Origin of the sequence: Helicobacter bilis ATCC 51630, assembly GCF_000686565.1 — a bacterium.
Classification (GTDB): Bacteria; Campylobacterota; Campylobacteria; order Campylobacterales; family Helicobacteraceae; genus Helicobacter_A; species Helicobacter_A bilis.
In genome coordinates, this window is the sequence record NZ_JMKW01000004.1 from 35,107 (window position 1) to 59,064 (window position 23,958).

At 34.8% G+C, this 23,958-nt stretch carries 24 protein-coding genes; 8 read left to right on the plus strand and 16 right to left on the minus strand.

Going from position 1 to position 23,958, the window contains the following annotated elements; all coding sequences use genetic code 11:
• From hemN to T368_RS0100835, 4 genes are all read right to left on the minus strand, one after another.
• Positions 1-1,380 carry an oxygen-independent coproporphyrinogen III oxidase gene (hemN, locus tag T368_RS0100820; RefSeq protein ID WP_004088147.1) on the minus strand — a complete coding sequence of 460 codons (1,380 nt, stop codon included), beginning with the start codon at positions 1,378-1,380 and terminating at the stop codon, positions 1-3.
• Positions 1,381-1,577: 197 nt separating this feature from the next.
• Complete coding sequence (locus T368_RS0100825) at positions 1,578-2,384, minus strand: toxin-antitoxin system YwqK family antitoxin (protein WP_004088149.1); 807 nt, start codon at positions 2,382-2,384, stop codon at positions 1,578-1,580.
• A 57-nt stretch (positions 2,385-2,441) separates the two neighbouring features.
• The gene (locus T368_RS0100830) at positions 2,442-3,119 is read right to left on the minus strand and encodes a toxin-antitoxin system YwqK family antitoxin (protein ID WP_004088151.1); all 678 of its coding nucleotides are present in this window, start codon (positions 3,117-3,119) and stop codon (positions 2,442-2,444) included.
• Positions 3,120-3,372: 253 nt separating this feature from the next.
• On the minus strand, positions 3,373-4,113 hold the full coding sequence (locus tag T368_RS0100835; protein ID WP_004088153.1) for an efflux RND transporter periplasmic adaptor subunit: 741 nt from the start codon (positions 4,111-4,113) through the stop codon (positions 3,373-3,375).
• A gap of 286 nt (positions 4,114-4,399) precedes the next feature.
• Between T368_RS0100835 and T368_RS15175 the strand changes: the two genes are divergently transcribed.
• Entirely contained in the window at positions 4,400-4,570 is a 171-nt protein-coding gene (locus T368_RS15175) for a hypothetical protein (protein WP_004088155.1), read from the plus strand.
• Between the two features lie 203 nt (positions 4,571-4,773).
• Here the strand turns inward: T368_RS15175 and T368_RS0100845 are convergent, their stop codons facing one another.
• From T368_RS0100845 to guaB, 7 genes are all read right to left on the minus strand, one after another.
• Positions 4,774-5,271, minus strand: coding sequence for a hypothetical protein (locus T368_RS0100845; RefSeq protein WP_004088157.1), 498 nt, complete (start codon positions 5,269-5,271; stop codon positions 4,774-4,776).
• Positions 5,272-5,334: 63 nt separating this feature from the next.
• Positions 5,335-6,150, minus strand: coding sequence for a rod shape-determining protein MreC (gene mreC / locus T368_RS0100850; protein WP_004088159.1), 816 nt, complete (start codon positions 6,148-6,150; stop codon positions 5,335-5,337).
• 21 nt (positions 6,151-6,171) lie between these two features.
• Positions 6,172-7,209 carry a rod shape-determining protein gene (locus T368_RS0100855; protein WP_004088161.1) on the minus strand — a complete coding sequence of 346 codons (1,038 nt, stop codon included), beginning with the start codon at positions 7,207-7,209 and terminating at the stop codon, positions 6,172-6,174.
• A gap of 22 nt (positions 7,210-7,231) precedes the next feature.
• Positions 7,232-8,518, minus strand: a complete 1,287-nt coding sequence (clpX, locus tag T368_RS0100860) for an ATP-dependent protease ATP-binding subunit ClpX (protein ID WP_004088163.1) — start codon at positions 8,516-8,518, stop codon at positions 7,232-7,234.
• Positions 8,511-9,341 (minus strand): acyl-ACP--UDP-N-acetylglucosamine O-acyltransferase, encoded by an 831-nt coding sequence (gene lpxA, locus T368_RS0100865; protein ID WP_004088165.1) that lies wholly within the window; start codon positions 9,339-9,341, stop codon positions 8,511-8,513. Before lpxA ends, clpX begins: the two co-directional genes overlap by 8 nt.
• 24 nt (positions 9,342-9,365) lie before the next feature.
• Positions 9,366-9,854, minus strand: coding sequence for a 3-hydroxyacyl-ACP dehydratase FabZ (gene fabZ / locus T368_RS0100870; protein WP_004088170.1), 489 nt, complete (start codon positions 9,852-9,854; stop codon positions 9,366-9,368).
• Positions 9,855-10,258: 404 nt separating this feature from the next.
• The gene (guaB, locus tag T368_RS0100875) at positions 10,259-11,704 is read right to left on the minus strand and encodes an IMP dehydrogenase (protein ID WP_004088172.1); all 1,446 of its coding nucleotides are present in this window, start codon (positions 11,702-11,704) and stop codon (positions 10,259-10,261) included.
• A 132-nt stretch (positions 11,705-11,836) separates the two neighbouring features.
• Here guaB and folD point away from each other — a divergent pair, with 132 nt between their 5' ends.
• The 6 genes from folD (at position 11,837) to T368_RS0100905 (ending at position 17,698) form a co-directional block, all read left to right on the plus strand.
• Positions 11,837-12,700: a bifunctional methylenetetrahydrofolate dehydrogenase/methenyltetrahydrofolate cyclohydrolase FolD gene (gene folD, locus T368_RS0100880; protein WP_004088174.1), complete on the plus strand. Its 864-nt coding sequence runs from the start codon at positions 11,837-11,839 to the stop codon at positions 12,698-12,700.
• Between the two features lie 52 nt (positions 12,701-12,752).
• Complete coding sequence (locus T368_RS0100885) at positions 12,753-13,148, plus strand: hypothetical protein (protein WP_004088176.1); 396 nt, start codon at positions 12,753-12,755, stop codon at positions 13,146-13,148.
• Positions 13,149-13,299: 151 nt separating this feature from the next.
• Positions 13,300-14,661, plus strand: coding sequence for a ComEC/Rec2 family competence protein (locus T368_RS0100890; protein ID WP_004088177.1), 1,362 nt, complete (start codon positions 13,300-13,302; stop codon positions 14,659-14,661).
• A 66-nt stretch (positions 14,662-14,727) separates the two neighbouring features.
• Positions 14,728-15,774: an AI-2E family transporter gene (locus T368_RS0100895; RefSeq protein WP_004088179.1), complete on the plus strand. Its 1,047-nt coding sequence runs from the start codon at positions 14,728-14,730 to the stop codon at positions 15,772-15,774.
• A complete protein-coding gene (argC, locus tag T368_RS0100900; RefSeq protein WP_004088181.1) occupies positions 15,771-16,820 on the plus strand; it encodes an N-acetyl-gamma-glutamyl-phosphate reductase in 1,050 nt (349 codons plus the stop codon). The genes T368_RS0100895 and argC overlap by 4 nt, the downstream gene beginning before the upstream one ends.
• Positions 16,821-17,203: 383 nt before the next feature.
• The gene (locus tag T368_RS0100905) at positions 17,204-17,698 is read left to right on the plus strand and encodes a ferritin (RefSeq protein ID WP_004088183.1); all 495 of its coding nucleotides are present in this window, start codon (positions 17,204-17,206) and stop codon (positions 17,696-17,698) included.
• Between the two features lie 362 nt (positions 17,699-18,060).
• Here the strand turns inward: T368_RS0100905 and T368_RS0100910 are convergent, their stop codons facing one another.
• The gene (locus T368_RS0100910; protein ID WP_004088185.1) at positions 18,061-18,660 is read right to left on the minus strand and encodes a hypothetical protein; all 600 of its coding nucleotides are present in this window, start codon (positions 18,658-18,660) and stop codon (positions 18,061-18,063) included.
• A gap of 564 nt (positions 18,661-19,224) precedes the next feature.
• On the opposite strand from T368_RS0100910, the gene T368_RS0100915 reads away from it, so the two are divergent.
• Complete coding sequence (locus T368_RS0100915) at positions 19,225-19,818, plus strand: hypothetical protein (RefSeq protein WP_230455659.1); 594 nt, start codon at positions 19,225-19,227, stop codon at positions 19,816-19,818.
• 19 nt (positions 19,819-19,837) lie between these two features.
• On the opposite strand, the gene T368_RS0100920 is transcribed toward T368_RS0100915, so the two are convergent.
• The 4 genes from T368_RS0100920 to T368_RS0100950 all read right to left on the minus strand — a co-directional run bounded on the left by T368_RS0100920 (position 19,838) and on the right by T368_RS0100950 (position 23,888).
• Entirely contained in the window at positions 19,838-20,455 is a 618-nt protein-coding gene (locus T368_RS0100920) for a hypothetical protein (RefSeq protein WP_004088188.1), read from the minus strand.
• A 325-nt stretch (positions 20,456-20,780) separates the two neighbouring features.
• Positions 20,781-22,889 carry a polyribonucleotide nucleotidyltransferase gene (locus T368_RS0100935; protein WP_004088190.1) on the minus strand — a complete coding sequence of 703 codons (2,109 nt, stop codon included), beginning with the start codon at positions 22,887-22,889 and terminating at the stop codon, positions 20,781-20,783.
• Between the two features lie 215 nt (positions 22,890-23,104).
• Complete coding sequence (locus T368_RS14355; RefSeq protein ID WP_004088192.1) at positions 23,105-23,605, minus strand: hypothetical protein; 501 nt, start codon at positions 23,603-23,605, stop codon at positions 23,105-23,107.
• The gene (locus tag T368_RS0100950) at positions 23,598-23,888 is read right to left on the minus strand and encodes a DUF2018 family protein (protein WP_004088200.1); all 291 of its coding nucleotides are present in this window, start codon (positions 23,886-23,888) and stop codon (positions 23,598-23,600) included. The genes T368_RS14355 and T368_RS0100950 overlap by 8 nt, the downstream gene beginning before the upstream one ends.
• Between the last annotated feature and the right edge of the window lie 70 nt (positions 23,889-23,958).

Here is a 23,958-nt window from a genome sequence, read left to right on the forward strand (position 1 = left end):
TTATATAGTCTTACTAAACTGCTTTGTGATATTTTTCACAAGATAAGTATCAAAAACCATTGCGATATTTCTAATCAGCATTTTTCCCGTTGGGCTTATTTGAATGCTATTAGAATCTATTGTAAGCAACCCAAGCTCACACATAGGCTTTAAAGATTCAAATTCACTTGAAAAATGCGTGATGCAATCAATACCAAAATTCTCATTAATCGCTTTAAAATCAAGCTTTGCATTATTCATCAAGCTCATAATCACTTCTTTACGCAATATATCTTCAGGGCTTAAGAGAATGCCTTGTGCTACAGGCAAAGTGTTGTTATCAAGGCTATTTTCATAACTCATCATATCCTTATGATTTTGCGTATAGTAATCCACCCCTTCGCCAATAGAAGTCAGCCCAATCCCAATAGTCTGTGAAAAGCCCTTTGTTGTGTAACCTTGAAAATTCCTACGCAATTCCCCCTTATTTTTTGCGATAGATAGGCTATCACTCTTTTTTGCAAAGTGATCCATACCTATCATTTCATAGTCATTAGCATGTAAAAATTCAATGGTGTTTTGCAATATCTTTAGCTTCTCTTCTGGGCTTGGCAGAGTTGTCTCATCGATTTTACGCATAGTTTTTTTCACCCATGGGACATGTGCGTAGTTAAATATTGCAAGTCTTTCTGGGCTAAGTTTTATAACAGATTCTAAAGTATTTGCAAAGCTTTTTTCACTTTGATAGGGCAAACCATAAATAAGGTCAAAATTAATAGAATCTATACCATATTTTCTAGCCAACGCCACGCTACTTTCTACAAGGCTAAAGGGTTGGATTCTATTAATATGCTGCTGCACTTTGTCATCAAAGTCTTGCACGCCAAAGCTTATGCGATTAAAGCCACAATCCTTTAGCACACGCATTTGGTCTTCACTAAAATGGCGAGGGTCTATCTCACAGCTTATTTCACAAGATTCACTAAAATTTGGGAAAGTATGTCTTATCATTTGCGTAATAGTTTGTAACTGCTTTGCATCAAAAAATGTCGGCGTGCCACCACCAAAATGAAATTGTGCCACCTTTCTCTTTGTATCCATAGAATCTTTAAGCAAAGCTAGCTCTTTTTCTAAGTATTTTATATAACGCTCTTTTTTATCCTCTTTGCTCGTATATATCACATTGCAACCACAAAAATAACACGCGCTTTTACAAAATGGCAAATGCGTATATAGCGATAAATCCTTGTCTTTATACTTAGAATCTGCTCGACTAAAAGATTCTAAAAGAGTGGTTGCATTAAAGTCTTTGTGAAACTCATTTGCAGTAGGATAGCTTGTATATCTTGGTCCGGGCTTTGAGTGCTTTGCTAATGCTGAAAAATCAATAGATTCATACATATTTTTCCTTTATTTCCTTGATTGCCTGTTGAATACTTTTTGGGTATTTAAGACTTGTAATTATATCCAAAGCAAAAAGGAATGTGTTAATACACAAAAGAAACATAAGAAAGCATTGGGGTTTTGTTTTTTAGTTTCTGTGTAGTTATTATGTCTTATAAAAATTGCAATATTTACAAGCAAACGACTCGCGTTAGCTATTCTAAACACATACTATAATCTGCCTGTTTTATCTTATAAAAATCTTTGCTTGAGACTAGTTTGCCATTACCACATACTGCTTGTATTATCTCATTATTTTCATACAGAATCTCAATGTTAAGTTTTTCATTCTCATCATAAGATTTTGTAACGCCATTTAGTTTTCCGTCTTTAAAAGTTTGTTCTATTATCATCTTTGCGTTTTCATCATAGGTTATTGTAAGCCCATGTAGTTTATCATTAGAAAATGTTGCACTCTCTTGTAAGATTCCATTTTTATAGTAACTTCTTCTCACACCTTCTGCCTTATCATTCTTATATATAGTTGTTTCTTGTATCTCTCCATTTTCATAATAGAGAGTTTCAATACCTTCTTTATTATTATCTTTATATCTTGTTTCACTGGCAATATTACCATTTTCATAATAGCATGTCGCTACACCATCAAGCATATCATGATGATAAGTAGCCTTGCATTCGATATTCCCATTTTCATGATAAAATATTGCTTCACCATGCAATTCGCCATTGCGATAGGGTATCATGTCTGCCAACTTCCCATTTTTATAATATGCTTTAAAAATGCCATTTACTTCATTGTTTTTAAACGGCAATTCTTCCTCAAGCACACCATTTTCATAAAATTTTCGTTCAATACAGCCCATCTGTTTATCATTATCGCTTTTACATTCTTTTAAGCTGTGGTATTCTTGTTGGTATTCGTTTAAGTTTTGATATTCCCATGCGCTTGGGCTTTGTAAAAACAAAAGTGTATAAAAAGCCTTTAGAATTATGTGTTGCATTGTAAATTCCTTATATTAAATGGATTTAAATTATAATGAAAGATTCTAAAATTTCATTTATTTTTCACATATATCATACCAGTAATCACCACCAGAACTACCTTGATTTATTTCGTTTGTTAATCTTGTAAGATGTGCATTTGTTAGGGCTTTACCATTAGAGCATTTCCCACTAGTAAGTTTTCCATTTTGTGCGTTTGCTTGCCAAATAAGCTTTTTTCCTTTATCATAGAGTTTTACAATATCATTAACTTTACCACTTGTATATGGGATTTCTGCCGCCAGTTCTCCAGTTGGATAATAATGTTTTAATATGCCTTCTATTTTATCATTTTTAAATGGTATTTCAAGCACAAGATTCCCATCTTCATAGTATCGCCTCGCAATACTCTCTTTCTTTCCATTTTTATGTGGTATTTCAAACTGAAGATTCCCGCTTTCATAATAAACTTTTTCAACACCATGCTTTAAATCGTTTGTATATGGCGTTTCAAACTTAAGTTTTCCGCTTTCATAGTATTCCTTATAGATACCATTTTGTTTTCCATCTTTCAATGACATTTCATATAGAATCTTTCCATTGTCATAGTAATGTTTCCACACACACCCGTTTTTCATATCCTTTTCGCTTTGACATTCCCTCAAATTATCCGCATGTAAGAGTGAAAAAGAAACAACACTACATAAAATCATCGATAAAATCGCATTTTTGCTTTTAAACTTTTTAAATCCCATGACTATCCTTTAAGCTAAAATAAAACTAGATTCTACAAAAAACAAATATCAAGCAATATATAGAAACCAAAAGTTTAGAGTCTAAATTTTATTAGATTTTTAGATTTTACATAAATTAGATTCCAAGTTACTTAAATTTAGACACTTAATTTTAGATTCCCTAGTGTTAGATGTTTCGCTACGCTCAATATGACAATTTGTTATAGAATCAAAATATAGCCTACTTTTTAGCTATGAAAGCTTTTTACTCATTCTACTTTTTCGTAATAATATACCCATCACCAAAGAGACCGGGCTGCATAGAATCTGGCACAATAGCTTCAGCACTCACTTTTCTTGTATTCACATCAACAGCTGGGTATATCTTATAAATCTTTGCTTCTCTCTCCACGCCCTTACCATCGATTTTATAGCGATAAATATCACCGACTTTTACATCTGGTAAATATTTAGAATCAAACTGGATAATCATCTTTTTTTCATTGCTAATCAGGCGAAAAAGCTTCGTTTGATTTGCCCCCACACCATCGCCTAGCTCGATATTGCGACTAGCGATCACCCCATCAAATGGTGCGATAAGCGTTGTCCGCCGTAAAAGCTCACTTTGATATTTAAGACTATATTGCAGGTTGTTATAGGTGCTTTCAAGATTCTTATAGTTTGAGTAGTTTTGATCTAGCGTATTTTTATCGATAGCATTTCCACTCTTTTTGAATCTTTCATATTGTTTTTTTGCAAAAATGTATTGTGCCTTTGCGCCCTCTAGCTGTGCTTTTTGCATATTGACATTTTGTATTTTATCTTCATTTGAGAGTGAGAGAAGTGCATCATCTTTTTTGACTTCTGTCCCCACATCGACATAAATATTTGACACAATGCCACTTGTATCCATCATGAGATTAGAATCTCTTACTGCTGCCACATTAAACACCCCATAAATCTCTGCTCCAAGCATGATCTGCATACTTACAAAAAATGTGATAAATAACCGCATACTATTCCTTATGTATAGAATCTACTTTCATTCTATTTATGTCTTTGAAGGTGTTATTATATACAAAAATTTGCGATAGATTTTAAATTTTAGAATGTAAAAGTTATGCTAAAGTGTAGTTCGAATAGGGTTTGTTTGATAGCTTTGCGTATATGTTTAAGCTGTGCTGTCTCTTTATGCGAGTTATTGTATTGCATAGATTCTATTTTTTAGCTTTCTTCTTTATGTGATAAGTTTGGATTATTTTTTGCTTGTACGAGTGAGATTTTATAAACAAGGATATGTGATGAGACTACTTTTTATTATTGGTTGTATTGCAAGTGTTATAGCACTCTCTGGTTGTGCTGCAAAAAAGCAAAAGCCCTCTGGTGTGTTTGTCAGCACAAAATGCGATATGGTATGTAGCAACACAGAATGTAATCAAGTTTGCACACAAGTTGAGGGTACTTTGAAATAGAGAATATTTAAGTTCTGTGCTAGAAACATGCTGTCTTGTGAGTAAGGGTTTTAGATTCTATACCTTTATGGGTGGTGTGAGACTCCTTGTGTATTTTGATAAGATTTTAGAATAAAATCCTTGAATTCAAATGAGTTTAGAAAATAAGCTAGGAGTTGCATATACGAGCTTACGCAATCTAAAATGGGTGCATATTTAGAATCTTAGATTTTTCCATTTTGTATTAATATATCTCGACATTCATTTACTGCTGATACAAATTCATTGCCATTGTGTATATTGCTGATGAAAATTCTGCTAGATTCTGTGTATTTATTATTTATTGAAATCTTGTAAGCATGGAATATATAAGCAAAAAATCCTTGATAAAACGAAGCACCGCCAAAATCACTCCAAGTAATACCACGAATGCCCTTAGTCCATGGTAAAAAGCCACTATAATACCACACACCCCTTGTGTCAAAATAGACATACTGCACACGATATGATATAAAACATAAAGCAACGATAATAATTTGAACAACTAGCACACCAATAACAGCAACCATGTTTTTCTGCAATATAGACGATAAAATGAGAAACAAAAAGGCATGTATAAGACCAACTTTAACATACGCAATAAAAGATATGCCATACTTTTTAGAGACAAAATTATCTAAATCAAATGCTTGATTTGAGTTTAGTGCTTCTGTATTTTCCATGCTTTAATCCTTGTGTTAAAATATTAAAGCAGCGATTTTACAAAAAAAACAAGTCAAGCGATTTTAGTCGTTATCTTCTGGTTTCAATATATTTGTATTTAAATTTGTTGTTTGCGGGATTTTGGTATCAATAAGCCATACATAACTCAAGCGATTGCTGAATCTATGTGGTTTTAACTCGGCGTGTAAGTAGCCATTTTCTGGTTTAATACTGCCGATTGTGCCAACTTGCACATCTTCAAAAAAGATTCCATCTAGCCCACTTGTTACCACGCTATCCCCACTTTTAATGCTCTGCCATGCAGGGATATAATCAATGACAATCTCGCCATTCTCCATTGTGCGTAGTGTCCCCGGGACTCGATTTTCCCCAATATATACGCTATAACTGCAATCTTCATCGCCATTTAAGATTCCAAGCATGTGATTATCCACCATTTTAGCAATGCCGATTGCATAGCCATCTTTTACAAGTCCAAATATTTTTGGCTCATCGCTTATATATGTATAATCCATCCAAATCTTTGTATATGTCCCAAGTGTCTTGTAGGATAGCACTTTTACTAAATGCACATCTGGGTCTAGATAATGCCTTTCACTCTCAAGGGCGTAATACAGATTATCAAACTCTGCTTGCAAGGCTTTGTATTTTATAGAATCTGTTTCTAATTGTGTGATTTTTTCTCGCATATCTTTTATTTGTGCGGCTTGATTCATATAATCATTAATAAAGAGTGTTATGCCCTCTTTTTTATCATTGTAGTATTTTTTGATTTGTAGTGAAACATTAAGGGTGTATTGTTGTAAAAATGGCACATATCCAAATGCTATGGCTATAATAAGGCATAGTGTAGCAATAATAACATAGAATCTTCTCACACTACATGCCTATTTTAGAATCTAACTTCTTGCTGCAATCTTTTCAAGCATATCTAAATTGCCCATCGCTTCACCCGTGCCTTTTGCCACAGCGAGTAGAGGCTCATCGCCGACATATACAGGAAGCTTTACAATGTCTGAAAAATATTTATCAAGATTGCGTATTAAAGCACCACCACCAGTTAGCACAATGCCATTTTCTACAATATCCCCTGCTAAATCTGGTGGGACTTCCTCTAGCACTCCCCTTAGGGCATTTCCCATTTCTTTAATAGGATCTTTGATCGCTTCTCTTATATCTTCACTTGTTAATTCAATAGAGTTTAAAAGCCCGCTTACTTGATCTCTACCCTTTACTAATTTTACTAGTGGTGTATCAAGTGGTGCGGCACAACCAATCTCTATTTTAATCTCTTCTGCAGTTCTATCACCAATAAGCAGGTTAAACTTCTTGCGGACATATTCCATAATCGCTGTATCGAGTTTATCACCGGCGATTCGAATCGATTTTGAGATAACAAGCCCACCGAGTGAAAGCACACCAATTTCAGTCGTCCCACCGCCAATATCAACGACAAGGCTGCCTTGTGGCTCTTGTATAGGCAATCCCGCACCAATGGCTGCTGCAAGTGGCTCTTCTATAAGAAATACTTCTCTAGCCCCAGCACTCATAGCAGATTCTTTAACCGCTTTTCTCTCAACAGAGGTAAGCCCATAAGGCACACATACCATAATTCTAGGTCTAACAAATGACTTTCTTTTATGCGCCCTTTCTATGAAGTATCGTATCATCTTTTCAGTAATCTCAAAATCTGCGATAACACCATCACGCAAAGGTCGTATAGCACGGATATTATCAGGCGTCTTTCCTATCATTTCCTTTGCTTCTTTACCAACTGCTAGAATCTCCCCATCGCGATATTTATCGACTTTCACTGCTACGATGGAAGGCTCATTGATTAGAATCTCATGTCCTTTTATCATCACAATCGTATTTGCAGTCCCCAAATCAATCGCAATATCATGTGAAAACCAACCGACTAATTTATTTAAAAACACTTTGTAATCTCCTTATTAATAACTATATAGCTTTTGTCTTTTTCTTTTTGATTAAAATAGGCTTTTCAAGCTTATCTACGCATTTGCGTGTAATGATGACTTCATATCCGCTAAGATTAGGCAGGTCAAACATAATATCAAGGCTAAAGTCTTCAACAATAGCACGCAAACCTCTAGCACCCGTCTTTCTCTCCATAGCAAGCTCTGCGATACGCTCGATCGCGTCATCTTCAAATACAAGCTTTGCTCCATCAAGCTCAAAAAGCTTTTGATACTGCTTTATAATCGCATTTTTTGGCTGTGTTAGGATTGAAATCATAGCTTCCTTACTTATAGAATCTAGCGTTGCAATAACATGTAATCGCCCTATAAGTTCTGGTATTAAACCAAAACTTACTAAATCATCAGTTTCAATCTTATGCAGGATATTATCTTCATCTACTTGTTGTTTGGGATTAGAATCAAAGCCTAAGACATTATTGCCTAGCTTTCGTTTAATAATATCTTCTACCCCATCAAATGCACCACCACAGATAAAAAGAATATTGCTTGTATCCATTTTGATAAACTCTTGATTTGGGTGCTTTCTCCCACCTTTTGGAGGGATATTTACAACACTTCCTTCAATAATTTTTAATAAAGCTTGTTGCACTCCCTCGCCCGATACATCACGCGTAATAGATCTATTTTCAGAAAGTCTAGAGATTTTATCAATCTCATCAATGAAAACAATGCCCATTTCAGCGCGTTTTAAATCATAGTCTGCGGCTTGTAAAAGACGCGTTAAAATATTCTCCACATCTTCGCCAACATATCCAGCTTCTGTAAGAGAAGTCGCATCAGAGATTGCAATAGGAATATCAAGGAATCTTGCTAGAGTTTGTGCCATAAGAGTTTTACCGCTACCTGTTGGACCTATAAGTAAAATATTTGACTTTGATAACTCTACATTTTCTTCTAAATCTGTTACATTGACGATATTTTCATCTGTTTTAGCGGCTACTCTTTGTTGGTGTAATAATCTTTTGTAATGATTATAGATTGCTACACTAAATACCTTTTTAGCTTGTTCCTGCCCTACTACATATTCATCTAAATGTGCTTTTAGTTCTTTTGGTGAAGGCACATCATCTAAGCCCCAAGATTCTGAATTTGTAATGCTATTTTCACTGCTAAATAGTGTTGTATAGATAAAAACCGCACATGCTTTACATATATAAGCTTTTGTTCCAGTAATTTTTTCATTACTTGATACGATAGGATTTGGTTTAGATTTCTTTTTGCCACAAAAGCTACATGTTTCACTCATTTAACTCACCTCTTTTATAGGGTATGCCTCTCTCAGATGCTAATATAAACTCACAGATTTTAATAATATGCGTATTATTTTGCATACCTTTTGCCACCTCAAGTTCCATAACGGCTAAATCACGCAAACTTTTATTTCCAGAAAATAAACGCTTATAGAGTGCATCAATCATATCAATTTCATCTCTTTCCATAATCTTTCGCATACGGAATCTATTAAGCCCGATAATACGCGCTCTATTGCCCTCCGCCATGCAATAAGGCGGGATATCTTGCGACAGGGCAGAAGCCCCAGCTACCATTGCCCCCTCGCCAATCTTTACAAACTGATGCACAGGTGTCATACCGCCTATATTCACATAATCTGCGACATGGATATGTCCGCCAAGTGTTGCATTGTTTGCTAAAATATTATGACTACCTACAATGCAATCATGGGCTATATGCACATACGCCATGAAAAGATTATCATTGCCTATTTTTGTGATATTGCCACCACCTTCTGTGCCCGGATTAAACATGCAAGATTCTCGAATCGTATTACTATCTCCAATCTCTAGCACACTCTCTTCACCCTTATATTTTAAATCTTGCGGCGGTGTGCCAATCACAGCATTAGGAAATATCTTATTATTCTTACCAATAGTTGTATTTCCCATAATTGTTACATGATTATAAAGATAGCTTTTTTCACCAATGCTTACATTACCTTTAATTACACTATAATCCCCTATTATTGCGTTTGCTCCAATCTTAACATTCCCCTCTATAACCGCTGTCTTTGCGATTACAGCAGTTGGGTGTATAACGACATTATTAGTCATATAAAACCTTTTAAAATCTTAAACTTATTTATTATGTGAATCTGTTACCATAGCCTTTAATTCCGCCTCACTCACAAGAGAATCATCAACATAAGCCCTGCCTTGCAGCTGCCATACATTACTTCTTTGCTTCATCACTTCCATATGATAGGTCAAGCGATCTCCGGGTCGCACAGGCACACGAAATTTCACATTATCAATTGTCATAAAATACACAATCTTATCTTTACTCGCGTCAAAGTCAAGCCCCCAAGTGCTAACAAAAGCTAAGATTCCACCAGCTTGAGCCATTCCCTCAATAATCATAACGCCCGGATATATTGGCTCTTTTGGAAAATGCCCTAAAAATACTTCCTCATTAATCGTTACATTTTTATAGGCTTTAATCTCTTTATGTGGATTAAGAGAAAGCACCCTATCTACAAGCAACATGGGATAGCGATGCGGTAAAACTTGCATGATTTTGTCGATATTTAGATTCTCATAAATTTGTAGTTGGTTTTCATTATCCATGTGGTAACCCTAAAAAGTGAAAATTTTTGGCTAATTGTAACACAAAATATTTTTAAATTGATTATTTTTCTATGCTATATAAGCGAAAAACAATGTGTTTTATACAAAATGGAATAAAACTTTTGAATATTGTAAAACTTTTAGATTCTATCCTTTGTTATTTTCGCTAAATATGACTTAATGAAAGTCTATACACACCAAAAACTTGTAAGCAAAATAAAAAGCTTGTCTTGTAGATTCTATATTGTATTACATGTTTCTTGTAGAGAAAATACAAAATAATCATAAATATAATAAAGTGATTTTATAAATAGCACATGGATATTAAATCAAATCACAACAAACAAAGCAATCAAGTATAACCCCACATTAAATACTTCTTTCATACTCTCAAAACAATGATTTTATCCATGATAATTTGGAGCTTCTTTCGTAATCACTACATCATGCACATGGCTTTCTCTTAAACCTGCTGAAGTGATTTCAACAATGCGTGCATTCTCCCACAACGCAGGAATATCTTTTGCACCAAGATAGCCCATACATGAACGCAATCCACCAACAAGCTGATGCAATACACTAGCGATTTTACCACGATAAGGCACTCTGCCTTCAATCCCTTCTGGCACAAGCTTTTCTTGTGCTGTTCCCTCTTGAAAATATCTATCGCTGCTGCCCCTTTGCATTGCCCCAATGCTTCCCATACCACGATAGCTTTTATATTGTCGTCCTTGAAAGATGACTAAATCACCCGGACTCTCTTCTGTGCCTGCAAGCAGTGAGCCTATCATAACGCTTGATGCACCAACTGCTAGGGCTTTTGCTACATCGCCACTATACTTAATCCCACCATCTGCAATGATTGGAATCTGATATTCTTTTGCTACTCTAGCACAACCATCAATGGCAGAAACCTGAGGCATACCAACACCCGCTACAATCCTTGTGGTGCAAATACTGCCCGGTCCTATGCCAACCTTTATTGCATCAGCCCCCGCCAAAATTAAATCCTTAGTCGCTTCACCTGTAACGACATTGCCAACTATCACATCAACATCAAGCTTTGACTTAATCTCTTTTAGCGTATTAATCACATTTTTAGAGTGTCCGTGTGCTGAGTCAAGCACTAAAACATCAACTCCAGCTTCAACCAATGCACTAGCCCTATCAATCTGATTCACACCAACAGCTGCCCCAACTCTTAATCTACCTAGAGAATCTTTATTTGCATTTGGGTATTCAATACATTTTTGAATGTCTTTTATCGTGATTAAGCCATGCAAAACATTATTTTCATCAACAAGCGGTAATTTTTCAATGCGATTTTTATGCATAATGTCCTTTGCTTTCTCAAGGCTAATGCCTACATGTGCGGTAATAAGGGGGGATTTTGTCATCACTTCGCCTACAAGCTTATTAAAATCTGTTTCAAAGCGAGTGTCTCTATTTGTCAAGATTCCAATAAGACATTTATTAGAATCTACCACAGGCACACCAGAGATACTATAGGTTTGCATAATGAGTTCCGCATCATTTAAAGTCTTATCAGCAGTGATAAACACAGGGTCATTGATAATGCCGCTTTCACTCTTTTTTACCTTGCGGATTTCTTTTACTTGAGATTCTATATCCATGTTTTTATGTATGATACCTATGCCACCAAGCCTTGCCATAGCAATGGCACTTTTATGCTCGGTAACGGTATCCATCGCAGCACTTACAAATGGAATGTTAAGACTTATATTTCGTGTAAGCATGGATTGCGTGCAAACTTCCTTTGGTATCACTTCAGAATATGCGGGAATGAGTAGAATATCTTCAAATGTCAATGCCTTTGTGATTAGATTCATAATGTGCCTCTCTTGTAATGTGGAATGAATGCAAATATTTTACTTTATAAAAAATAATGATTAGTTTTTCATTTTTTTAAATCAAATGAAAATGTGCTAGAATCTTGCTTTATTTTACACTTAAGGAAATCTATGGTTTTAGCAGATGGGGTTTTAATGGATGGCAAAAAGCTTGCAAGTAAGATCGAAGAAGACATTATAAAGGAAACAAAAGAGTTAGCCATAAAGGGCATTGTCCCAAGTCTTGCTGTGATTCTAGTAGGCAATGATAGTGCTAGTCAAACCTATGTTACAATGAAAGCAAAGGCATGTAAAAGGGTAGGAATAACTTCTATTCTTTATGAAATGCCTACAAACACAAGTGAGCAAGACCTGCTTAAAACAATTGATAGCCTAAATAAAAATGATCAAATCGATGGAATCTTAGTCCAGCTACCCCTGCCAGAGCATATTAATGCCTCAGAGATTCTTGATATGATCACACCGCATAAAGATGTAGATGGATTCCATACGCAAAATAGCGGTAAGTTACATAGCGGCTTAAAGGGCTTTGTGCCTGCTACACCACTTGGGGTTATGACACTACTTAGGCATTATAATATTGATATTAAGGGCAAAGATGTGTGTATCGTTGGAGCTAGTAATATCGTGGGTAAGCCACTTTCAGCCTTAATGCTTAATGCAGGGGCAACAATTAGCGTGTGTCATATTCTCACAAAAGATTTGAGTTTTTATACAAAAAATGCGGATATTGTATGCGTTGGTGTTGGTAAGCCAAATCTCATTACAAAAGATATGATAAAAGAGGGGGCTATCGTAGTAGATATAGGTATCAATCGCTTAGAGAATGGAAAGATTGTAGGTGATGTAGATTTAGAGAATCTTCGCTCACATTGTTCCTACATTACACCTGTGCCGGGCGGTGTAGGACCTATGACTATTGCATCTTTACTGCAAAATACACTAGAGAGTGCAAAAAAGCGACCTAAACGATAGGTTAAAGGTATATTTTATGCTTGAAAAAAGGCTTTAGATTCTGGAGGTTTATATGCGTTTTAAAATATTATTTGCATTATGCGTGAGTATGGTATTTTCTTATGGTGGGGCTGCATTTGAGAGTGATAGCTATTTGATTTGGATTAGCTCAAGGTGTCCAGAGCAAAGCACAACTTGCACAAGCGTTACCTATAATCAAACAAGTAAAAGCAATGGAAAAACAATTGTGATTGAAGGCGGTGAGCCAATAGTTGGCTCACTCTCTAAGAATCTTATCGGCTATACTTTCTATGATTTACAGACAAAGCACTCTTATGAACTATCAATGGATTTAGATGGATTCTATATGCTTTATATTAGACGCTACCCTAAACCATCAACTAAAGAAAAAGTTAAAAGGATTAGTGATAATGACTATCAAGCAAAGTTAGCTAAGATTAGAAAGTAGTTTTGTTTTTGTTTTAAAATTAACACTTTAAAGTCTTTCTTAAGTATTCTTTATGAAAGTAGATTTAGCAATACTATTTGAGAGACATGGATTCTATACTTCTATTATGATTTAGAATCTTAATCAATTAGAATCCAAACAGGATAAAGCAATGAAGTCTTTGCAAAATCTTTTACAAACCATCTCACAAACAATCCAGCACAAGTTGCGACAAATCTATTTTATAAACACAAGACAGAATAAGACAAACTTTTTTGCTATAGAGATTCCATTAAAGCACTACATTATCCTTATTTTCATATTACTTGTGCTTTGTTCTTACAATCTTTTTACAAAATATCAAACTTTTCTAGCCCTAAAGCAAGGGCATGTCTTTGAGGCGACAATACTTTTGCACTACACAAAAAAGGAAAATAGCGAGAGATTTAAGCTACAAGATTCACAAGGCAATATATTCTATGCGACATATAAGGGGAAGTTTAAGCAAATAGCAGGTAAAAAAGCTCTTGTGTATGGCAAGATTTATAAATGCAGTTTTTTGCAATTTTTGCGTAGTTGTAATATCTATAACTCAAGCCTTTCACTTCTCCCAAGCGTTGATAAAAAGCAGTTTTTGCGACATTTTATCAATGCTCAACATGAAGATAAACTAGCAGCAAATCTATATAATGCCCTATTTTTTGCAGACCACTTAGAAAAGCCCTTAAGGCAGGGGGCTATTGTATTTGGATTAGCCCATTTAATTGCCATTAGTGGCTTTCATCTTGCTATCTTAAGCTTTATATTTTATGCTCTTATTTGCCCTATCTATTTTATATTTCATCGCTATTTTTGCTATCGTAATGCGGTGTATGATTTAGGCTTCTTAGGGCTTATTTTTGTATTCTTTTACCTTGTATTGATTGATTTTCAGCCTAGTTTCTTACGGGCATTTATCATGGCATGTTTTGCATATATGATACTTCTTTTTGGATTGCAAGTTACAAATTTTTTGAATCTTTTCTTATGCGTTTTATTTGGACTTGCATGGAATGTTAGCCTTTTGTTTCATATTGGCTTTTTGCTCTCTGTGGCAGGGGTATTTTGTATCTTTTTATTTATGCGGCATTTTGCTAGTATGAGTGCAAACTATAAGGGGCTAAAAAAGTTTGTATTTGGCGTTGTGCTATTTAATTGCATTATTTTTTTGCAAATGATTCCTATTACGCATTACTTTTTCCCGCAATTCTCACCTTATCAAATCATCTCAATACCGCTTAGCATTCTTTTTGCCTTTATCTTTCCATTTGTTATCATCGCACATATTTTTGGCTTTGGGGATATATTTGATTCTGTAATTTTATGGGTTATATCACATGAGTTTTCTTTATCCATGCTTTATACACCTTTATGGTTTTTGCTCTTTTATCTTTTATTATGTCTGTTTGCTATGCGATTTTTATGGGCGTATGTTGCAAGTCTTATTTGTGCGTCTATATTTTATGTGATAAATTTAGTATTGTTTTTTAGCTAGATTGTTTTATCTTATATGTATCTAAGCTATAATGTCAGCTTTAGATTCTAGAATATGAGACAAAAAATGCAAAGCAAAATAGTTTTTGGTTTATTGTTTGGTGGTGTGTGTGTGGCGACACTTATGCTGTATCAAGCCTATTTATTTAATATATTGATTGCATTTTTGCTTTGTGTTGCTACGATTTGGTTAAAACATTGGTTGCAAAACTATGTAAAAAATGCACTCTTAGCATCTCTATTTGCACTTTTGCTTATGATAGGACTAGTATTTATACCCGTATTATTTGTGTGTTATCGTGCGTTTTTAGGTGTGAAAATGATCAATTGGACTACTTTGCAAAGCATGTTTGACCAATCAAAACTAGCATTACAGAATCTTGCTGAAAAACTGCCCTTTATACACGATTATTTGCCTTCATTATTAAATGAAATCTCGTTTGGTAAAATCTCTGGCATAGTCTTAAAATTATCTAGCATAGTGGGAGAGAATGGCTTAAAATTTATTATCGATGGCTTTGTTATTATTGTATTTTTATTTGTGTTTTTTTACTTTGGAGAGCGGCTTTATGCGTATATGAAACGCATATTGCCTTTTGAAGAAGCACAGATTAATGAAGTGGCAATGGAAGTTAGCGGAACTTTGCGACTTGTATTTCTCTCTACTTTTTTTAATGTTGTTATGCAGGGGACTGCATTTGGGATTATTGCGTATTTTTTTGGCTTTGATGGGGTTTTGCTTGGTATTTTGTATGGAATCTGCTCTATGATTCCAATTGTTGGCGGGGTGATTGTATGGCTGCCAATATGTGCTATACTTGTATATCAGGGCGATTTTAAAGGTGCGATAATTGTTGGGCTTTATAGTGCGGTATTTATCGGCTTTATAATCGATAATATTGTGAAGCCATGGCTTATAGGCATTGTGAATAAACGCATTTTACGCACACCTTTACAGATTAATGAGTTTGTGATATTCTTTGCGATTTTAGCGGGTATTGGGGCGTTTGGCTTTTGGGGCATTATTATTGGACCTGCGATTACAGCGCTTTTTATTGCTTTATTGCGTGTGTATGAACATGAATTTGTAGATGAAAATAAGGAAATGATATGATAAAAGTTGCAGTTTTTGGGACAAGTGGCTATGGTGGTGCAGAGATTCTTAGAATCTTAAACGCACATGATGAAGTAAAACTCAATTATTTTGGGGCAAATACACAATCTGGGCAAAGGATAGATAAAAGCTTAGGGCATTTTTATAAGCACTTTGATTCTATTATGGATAATAAAGACTTAGAATCTGTGTGTGAAGAAAATGACTGCATTCTAGCAGCAACCCCGCATGATTTTTTAGCAAAAATACTTACAAAAGATATGCTAAAAAAATGCGTAATTATTGACTTATCCGCAGATTTTCGCTTAAAAAATGCTAAGAAGTATGAAGAGTATTATAACTTCACTCACCCAAATATTTCTTTACTACAAGATTCTGTATATGGGCTAAGTGAGCTTTATAGAGATAGCATTAAAGAAGCAAATCTTATAGCAAATCCGGGCTGCTATCCTACTTGTAGCACATTGTGTATCGCTCCATTTTTAAAGCATGGAATCATTGATAAAAAAAGCATTATAATCGATGCAAAAAGTGGGGTATCAGGGGCTGGTCGTAGCACAAAGCTAGATAATCTCTTTTGCGAAGTGCATGAAAATGTGAAAGCCTATGGGCTTATAAATCACAGACATACAGCAGAGATTGAAGAGAATTTATCTATCATTTCAAATAGTGAAATTACACTTAGCTTCACACCACATTTAATCCCCATGAATCGCGGCATTTTAATCACTGCTTACGCACAATTAGAGAGTAAATATGAGAGCATTACAGAGAAAGAGACACAAGAGATTCTTACAAATTTCTATGCCAATAGCTATTTTATTAGAGTGCTAGAATATGGCGTAGCACCGCAAACGCGTTGGGTTAAAGGGAGTAATTTTGTCGATGTGAGTGTATGTCTTGATAAACGAAATAGGCGATTAATTATGATGGGAGCTCTTGATAATCTTGTAAAAGGTGCAGCAGGACAAGCAATACAGAATCTTAATATCCGCTTTGGATTTACAGAACATAAAGCTTTGGGGCAATTGCCTTTGTTTCCTTGATTCATAAGTATATTTTTAATCATTTTGACATTTACAAAGAAATTAGCAATATGCAAATCTACACACAGGGACTTTGTGAATAGAGTTTTAGATTCCCCATTTTTCATAATTACCTTTACAATATATTTTGTATTATGACTTTTACGCCACCTCGGACATAGCATATAGAATCCATATCTTATACTTCAACAATAATGAATGTGTTTGTAAATCTAGATTCCGCATATCTATCAAAACATTTCTACAATATTTTTTTATAATTCAAATATTATAGTAAAAAGTGGATTACATATTGACTTATTATCATTTAATATACTATAATGATAAAGTTAATTTGAAATTGTATCAAATTATCAAAATATTTTATTATATAGGAGCATAGTATGTTATCAGCTGAAGTTACAAAAAAGTTAAATGAGCAAGTTGCAAAAGAAATGTTTGCATCAAATCTGTATTTAAGTATGAGTTCATGGTGTTTTCATAACAGATTAGATGGTGCGGGGCAGTTTTTATTTTCACATGCAGGACAAGAAAGCGATCATGCTAAAAAGCTAATCACTTATCTTAATGAAACAGATTCTGTTGTGGAGCTACAAGCGATAGAAAAGCCAGAATCTAACTTCAAAAATTTACTTGATGTGTTTGAAAAAACTTATCAACATGAGCTATCAATCACAAAATCGATTAATGATCTTGTAAGTTTTATGCTAGAAAATAAGGATTATTCAACTTTTAACTTTTTGCAGTGGTATGTAGCAGAGCAGCATGAAGAAGAGGCGTTGTTTCGTGGCATAGTGGATAAAATAAAGCTTATCGGCGAACAAAGCAATGGGCTTTATTTAGCAGATCAATACATTAAAACACTTATAGGCAAGTAAGTATAGATTCTGTGTAACTCTCAAAGTCCTAATCTAGATTAGGACTTCGCTTTTTTATAAATTTTATTGCATTGATGGAATTAAAAGATTTTAATTTCATTACTCTCATTGTCATCATCTTTCTAATCGCATAATATCTGTCAATATAGATTCCAAACATATTTAATGCAGAGAATCCAAGCCATTTTAAGTCATATATCTTAATTAGAATCTATTTTCCAAAACTATCTTAACTTGATAACTTAAGCATAGTAATTATATATGATTCTGAAAATATATACAAAATAGAGAAATAAAAACACTCTATGTTTCTCACTATCTTATTGCAAGAACCACAAAGTCTTCTAATGCAAAATAAATAATTAAAAAGTATAGGAATACATGAGTACATAAGTAATATCTGTCGATGTTTGCCCTGCTGTGCCAATAGTATTATATGGTATCCTAGTAATACCATCAAGCCTACTTCTACCACCATCAAACACCATGCCTAGCCCCACATGAAAGTATCCCAAAAATCCACCATTCTTATAAGTGCCATACCGCTCTGTATATCCAGCACTACTGCCAACAAGCACACCAAAGCCAAATGGCTCTGTCTGGATAAAATCCCACATAACATCCAATCCAACCCCACCAAAATAGCTTGTCTGCGTATTATCAAAAATGCCATTCAGCCTTACGCCAAAAGTCTTATGAAAAAAGTAGCTATATCCAAGTGCTACACTCGCATTTACCTGCAATGCTTTCGTATCAACATTATGTGTGAAATTTATACCCACGCCAACTTGCACACTACTTTTTGCCCTACGGATTTTATTGTCAATATCATATTCAAACGAATCTCCACCAGCAAGCTCAAGCTGTTCCACATCAGCTTTTTCGCCCACAGATAAATCACCTTCAGCAAACAACAAAGAGACTACACATAAACATATAAACAGCACTTTATAACAACGCACAACACACTCCAACCAACAAAATCACCAGATTCTAAAATACACTAACTAAACGCCTATACAAGCAAAAGAGATTCCAAAATATCAATCCAATTACCAATCAATGTATCATTCTGTATTTTACACATATATGTCAAAAATATTTACAAATACAGCGGTTTGCTTGCAAAACTATGGAACGACTAAGCAAAGAAGATTCTAAACTTACATTGATTTAAGCAAATAGTATTTCTCTAAGAAAATCTATGAAATCCTACTATAAAATAACTCGCAATGCAAGTGTTTTGCATAAATCCTTATTTAAATTACTCATATTTGAATCTCTCTATTAGAATCTAAAGCACATTGCCTACTATAATCACAACGGATTAATTTATAACAAAGCCATTCTCTTAAAACAAACAAATGCTATAATAGACAGATTCAAATCTATGGGGGTTATCATGTATGCTACTTTATAATAAACTCTACAAACATATATTATACATTCTTATCATAAGTATCTTTATAGGCAATAGCACTAGGGCTTGTGAATCTTTTATTCGCTATATATCCGATGGGGATTTGTTGAATGAAAACATGCCTTTTTCTGAAAATATGACCTATTTGAGTGCTATTATCAATATTTTTGGAGCAGAATATGGATATGGCTTTAGTCTATCTTCACATAGCACAGATTCTATTATGATGGATAGACAGCTTCCAGCCCATCATCTTGCGTTTGATATAGGGTGGATGGGGATTGGCGGGTCATCTTGTAGAATCTTAGATTTTGGTGTAAAGGGTAGATATGAGTATAGCTTTGATGTAAGAAGTTATGGCACACATAGATTTGGCATTGAGACATATTATCATCCGCCTTTGTTTAACATTCAAGGTTGGCAAATTGCAAGTGTAGTATTTGGGGTTGGTGGCAGACTTGATAATATAGGTATAAATGGTGGGACATATATAGATGCTGGTATGCTTATTTTACCAAGTAGCCCCGTGCATGCTTCACTTGTATTTAGAAGCGATTTTATCACAAATGCCCCCACGCAACACTCCGTTCAGCTCTCACTTCGCTTTCCATTTGCGGTATATCCAGCTGCTGCTATAACGGCTGTTGCCCTACCGATTTATATCCCAGCTGCTTTGATAGCACCAGCTTTTAATAAGTAAGTGATTAAACTTATAATCCCTAAAAAATCGCAAATTCCACAAGGAAATTATGCTCGATAGGCTGTATATTCAAAGCATTTGGTTGAAAAAAACTCGCACGATATAATAAATTTGCATTAATAACAAAGTATTTAAAAAGCCCAACACCCACTTCTACATAATACCCTGTTGTTTCGTTTAAAGACAGATTCTGTGCTTGAGTATTATTTTTTGCAAAGATTGCCCCACCGCCGATAATAAGCGAAAGGGGCTGTGGTGCATGACGAAAAAGATTAGTCGTGCTACATGGAAAATGAAAATAAAGCTCCGTCCCAACAAGATGGCTTTTAATAATAGAATCATTAAACATATATTTAACTCTTACGCCCATATCAAAAATATGATCGATGCCATCAAATGCGTTATAAAAACTCGATAGATAGTTCCACCCCACACTCCCGCCGATATTATAGCCTGTGGAATTGCGATTGATACTTGTATTTGTGCCAATGTGAAATGATACAAGCTGCAATGGTCCCCCACCAAGCATACGCCAATCATAATTTCCACCATAATTTTGCGAAAATAAATAATTTGTATTTATAAACATGATAAATAAAACAACATGCAGATAATATTTAAGCATATTGCGAAACATTGCATTCCTTTTTATAGATTTTTTGCAAAGGATTCTATATTGTTTTTGTAAATTTAACATATATTGTTTTGTGGTTGCATAAGGGGGCATTTTGTTTCCAATGAGTAAGTTTCAAAGAAATTATTCTATGTTAAGTTTTATTTTATTTCCCATGCAAATACTTGCTTTTAGGCATTTTGCGGCAAATATAAAGTTTATTTTATAGTTTTCCTATATATCGTATAGACATGTTGTAATGTATCATGCGATAGATTTTATTTCACGATCTTTTGGTAATCCAAATAGAGTGCCTTGCTTAAGATTTTCTAAATTCTCTATTTGCATATTAAATCCCCATATTCTCTTCTTTATTTTCTATAATCTCTAACTCAACCTTACCATAACTACAACTTAGAATCCTAACAGATAAAGCTTGACCTATTTGCAACTCTTCTTGCATAGAAATAGTCCTTAAGATTCCATTGCCACCTTGTGCTAAATCCACTAGAAAGCCAGATTCTACCTGCTTACTTACTACACCCTCAACACATTCGCCAACTTTATAGGGCAGCTCTTTTTTCTCTTTTTTGCGTAAAAGATCGAGTATGAAATTTTTTGCATTCCGCATGGAATCTTTATTATTTGCACTAATATGCACGATACCTTCATCTTTATCGATATTGATACTAACTTGAAAGCGAGAGATAATATCGCGTATAGTCCGCCCACCTTGCCCGATTATCTCCCCAATGCTTGTGTGTGGCACACAAAAGCTCTCTTTTTGCGGGAGTAACTCATAGTTTGGCTTAATCTCTACATTTCGCATGAGTGAGAGAATATGTAGTATCCCTTCCCTTGCTTGCTCTAGGCTTTGGTTTAGTATAGATTCACTAAGTCCATGTATCTTTATATCAAGTTGCAAGGCACTAAAGCCCTTTTCATTCCCAGCGATTTTAAAGTCCATGTCGCCATCAAAATCTTCTAAGCCCATAATATCGCTTAGTATCGCAAATCTCTCTTCACTCTCATAGATTAGCCCCATTGCAATACCTGCTACCATATTATGCATTTTTATATCCGCACCAAGCAGGGCAAGGCTAGCCCCGCATACACTTGCCATAGAGCTTGAGCCATTTGACTGCAATATCTCTGATACAAGGCGGATAGTATGCGGCGTATTTGCTACATTAGATTCTATTGCCTTTAATGCAAGATTGCCATGTCCTAACTCTCGTCTTGAACTTGCCCCAATAGGATAGGCTTCGCCGACGCTAAATGGGGGGAAGTTATAATGGAATATAATCTTACTTTTGCCCTGAGTTAGAATGCCCTCTTGTGTTTGTGCGTCGTTTTGACTGCCTAGAGTGCAGGTAACAAGGGCTTGTGTCTGCCCCCGTGTGAAACAAGCGCTGCCATGTGTCTTAGGCAAAAGATTAGATTCTATGCTAATCTCTCGTATCTCTCTCAAAGTCCTGCCATCAACCCTTTTGCCCTCGTTTAGAATCATGCTTCGCATAATCTCTTTTTTGATAGCAAATACATGCTTTGCTACAATTTCACGCTCAAGATTGTGTATCTGTGAAATCTCTTTAATAAGGGCTATAAGCTGTGTGTGTCGCTCTGTCTTTGACATGCTGCATAGACACTCTTTTATAGAATCTGTGTATTCTTTTTCTAAGCTTTCTTTCAAGGCTAAATCCAGCTTATTGCTACCCTCATATTCTCTTTTTTCTAAAACAAAAGGCTCAAAATGCTTCATATACAGCATTGACATAGTTTCTATGTGTTTTTTTGCTAGATTTATCGCTTCTAGTAAGTCATCTTTGCTAATTTCATTTGCATTCTCTATTATAGAATCTTTATTTTGTGTAGTTGTTTTTAAGCTTTGCATTTCTATCATGCTAACATTATTATTTATGCCACTTACAAATAAATCTAGTTTAGATTCTAAAAGATCATTTAAATCATCACAAAGGCTAAACTCATCATCACGCCGCATAATTCTTATGCCATTTAGAATCCCTTTTTGCGTTAGTGGAATGCTTGAGAGATACAAGCAAATACTTGCTAGATTCATAGCTTTTTGACATATATCAATCTTATTATCATAGCTCATTACAAGTATTGTGATTTGCACGGGATAGGGATAGTCTTTTGGGAAAAGTGGGCGAAGACTTCTATCGATTAAACGCGAGATTAGAATCTCATTATCACTTGGTTTGCCCTCTTTTTTAAGGAAGCCTTGCGGGATTTTACCGATAGCATACATTTTCTCAACATATTGGACGCTAAGGGGTAAGAAATCTTCACTACTTGGATTCTCATAATCTACACAAACACTGCATAACAATACGCTACCACCAACCTTTAGCATAACCGACCTATCCGCAAGTGTCGCATATTTATCAAGTATATATGTCTCTGTTTGGGTGTTAGTAATCTCAATGATTTTCATAGCTATCCTTGTAAAAAATAAATATGGCAAAAATAAGATAATTGTAACAAATATTTGTGTAGACAGGATGTTTAATACTTGCCGCAACTCAAATAGAAGTGAAAAGAAAAATATGCTTTATAATCTAGCAAACATATATCTTGTGTGTAGCATACAATAATTTTGCATGAGTGATTCCGTAGTTTTTATTCATGTTTAACCACTAAAGATAAAATCTACTGCCGTGTAAAATCCATATCTCCAAAGCCAGTGATTTTTAAGTGTGCAATGGTTTTCTCATCATTAAATGGATCATCAATGCCCATAAATGTTATACGCAATTGCGGTTGCTTTGGGCTTCTATTTACACCTTGTGGGTCAAGTAGATTGAGTGTAAAGCTATTTAGTCTATAATCCTTATAAAGTATAAATTGATAGGGATAGTTATCATAACGCATAAGGACTACAAGCCCTTGATTACGATATAAAGTCCAACGCAAAGTAAAATTCTTTGTCGCACTCATACTTTGGGAATCTTTTGATGCACTAATGGTTGCATATACTACTTCATCTTTTTTCAGATCTAGGTCAAGCTCTGTTGTCGGCACAATGCCTTTTGCATGGCTTATCGTGTAGCAACATAGCATTATTAATACAATAAAAAGGCTTTTTACATACTTTTTACGGGGCAATAGCATATTGACTACCATCATATAGTCTTTATAGTGTCTATTCATTTTCACTGAGAATCTTTGCCATAGATTCAATAGCTAGGCTATTTTTCTTTTCTAAGAATCTTTTCTTAAACTCTGCATCATGGTGGATATTATAGAAAAACTCACGAAGATTTGTAGGCTTTTCTTCCGCTTCAAATGCCATTTCATATAGAGCCAACTCTTCTAATAATCGCTCTATTTCTTTACTAGCAAGTGTGCGACTAGCATTAAAAATAACTTCTTTCCATTTATCGACTGGGCTGCCTTCAAAAACTTCCATATTGTCAAGTGGATTTTCCCACATGTTTTATCCTTTCTGTTTAGATTAGGGTATTTTTACATATTTTTTGTTTTTATGCAAGGTTTGGGGTTGT

What these genes read in the sequence shown, in the direction of transcription:
- hemN (WP_004088147.1), bottom strand. Translation starts at nt 1,380, where the DNA reads ATGTATGAATCTATTGATTTTTCAGCATTAGCAAAGCACTCAAAGCCC.
- T368_RS0100825 (WP_004088149.1), bottom strand. Translation starts at nt 2,384, where the DNA reads ATGCAACACATAATTCTAAAGGCTTTTTATACACTTTTGTTTTTACAA.
- T368_RS0100830 (WP_004088151.1), bottom strand. Translation starts at nt 3,119, where the DNA reads ATGGGATTTAAAAAGTTTAAAAGCAAAAATGCGATTTTATCGATGATT.
- T368_RS0100835 (WP_004088153.1), bottom strand. Translation starts at nt 4,113, where the DNA reads ATGCGGTTATTTATCACATTTTTTGTAAGTATGCAGATCATGCTTGGA.
- T368_RS15175 (WP_004088155.1), top strand. Translation starts at nt 4,400, where the DNA reads ATGAGACTACTTTTTATTATTGGTTGTATTGCAAGTGTTATAGCACTC.
- T368_RS0100845 (WP_004088157.1), bottom strand. Translation starts at nt 5,271, where the DNA reads ATGGAAAATACAGAAGCACTAAACTCAAATCAAGCATTTGATTTAGAT.
- clpX (WP_004088163.1), bottom strand. Translation starts at nt 8,518, where the DNA reads ATGAGTGAAACATGTAGCTTTTGTGGCAAAAAGAAATCTAAACCAAAT.
- lpxA (WP_004088165.1), bottom strand. Translation starts at nt 9,341, where the DNA reads ATGACTAATAATGTCGTTATACACCCAACTGCTGTAATCGCAAAGACA.
- fabZ (WP_004088170.1), bottom strand. Translation starts at nt 9,854, where the DNA reads ATGGATAATGAAAACCAACTACAAATTTATGAGAATCTAAATATCGAC.
- guaB (WP_004088172.1), bottom strand. Translation starts at nt 11,704, where the DNA reads ATGAATCTAATCACAAAGGCATTGACATTTGAAGATATTCTACTCATT.
- folD (WP_004088174.1), top strand. Translation starts at nt 11,837, where the DNA reads ATGGTTTTAGCAGATGGGGTTTTAATGGATGGCAAAAAGCTTGCAAGT.
- T368_RS0100885 (WP_004088176.1), top strand. Translation starts at nt 12,753, where the DNA reads ATGCGTTTTAAAATATTATTTGCATTATGCGTGAGTATGGTATTTTCT.
- T368_RS0100890 (WP_004088177.1), top strand. Translation starts at nt 13,300, where the DNA reads ATGAAGTCTTTGCAAAATCTTTTACAAACCATCTCACAAACAATCCAG.
- T368_RS0100895 (WP_004088179.1), top strand. Translation starts at nt 14,728, where the DNA reads ATGCAAAGCAAAATAGTTTTTGGTTTATTGTTTGGTGGTGTGTGTGTG.
- argC (WP_004088181.1), top strand. Translation starts at nt 15,771, where the DNA reads ATGATAAAAGTTGCAGTTTTTGGGACAAGTGGCTATGGTGGTGCAGAG.
- T368_RS0100905 (WP_004088183.1), top strand. Translation starts at nt 17,204, where the DNA reads ATGTTATCAGCTGAAGTTACAAAAAAGTTAAATGAGCAAGTTGCAAAA.
- T368_RS0100920 (WP_004088188.1), bottom strand. Translation starts at nt 20,455, where the DNA reads ATGTTTCGCAATATGCTTAAATATTATCTGCATGTTGTTTTATTTATC.
- T368_RS0100935 (WP_004088190.1), bottom strand. Translation starts at nt 22,889, where the DNA reads ATGAAAATCATTGAGATTACTAACACCCAAACAGAGACATATATACTT.
- T368_RS14355 (WP_004088192.1), bottom strand. Translation starts at nt 23,605, where the DNA reads ATGAATAGACACTATAAAGACTATATGATGGTAGTCAATATGCTATTG.
- T368_RS0100950 (WP_004088200.1), bottom strand. Translation starts at nt 23,888, where the DNA reads ATGTGGGAAAATCCACTTGACAATATGGAAGTTTTTGAAGGCAGCCCA.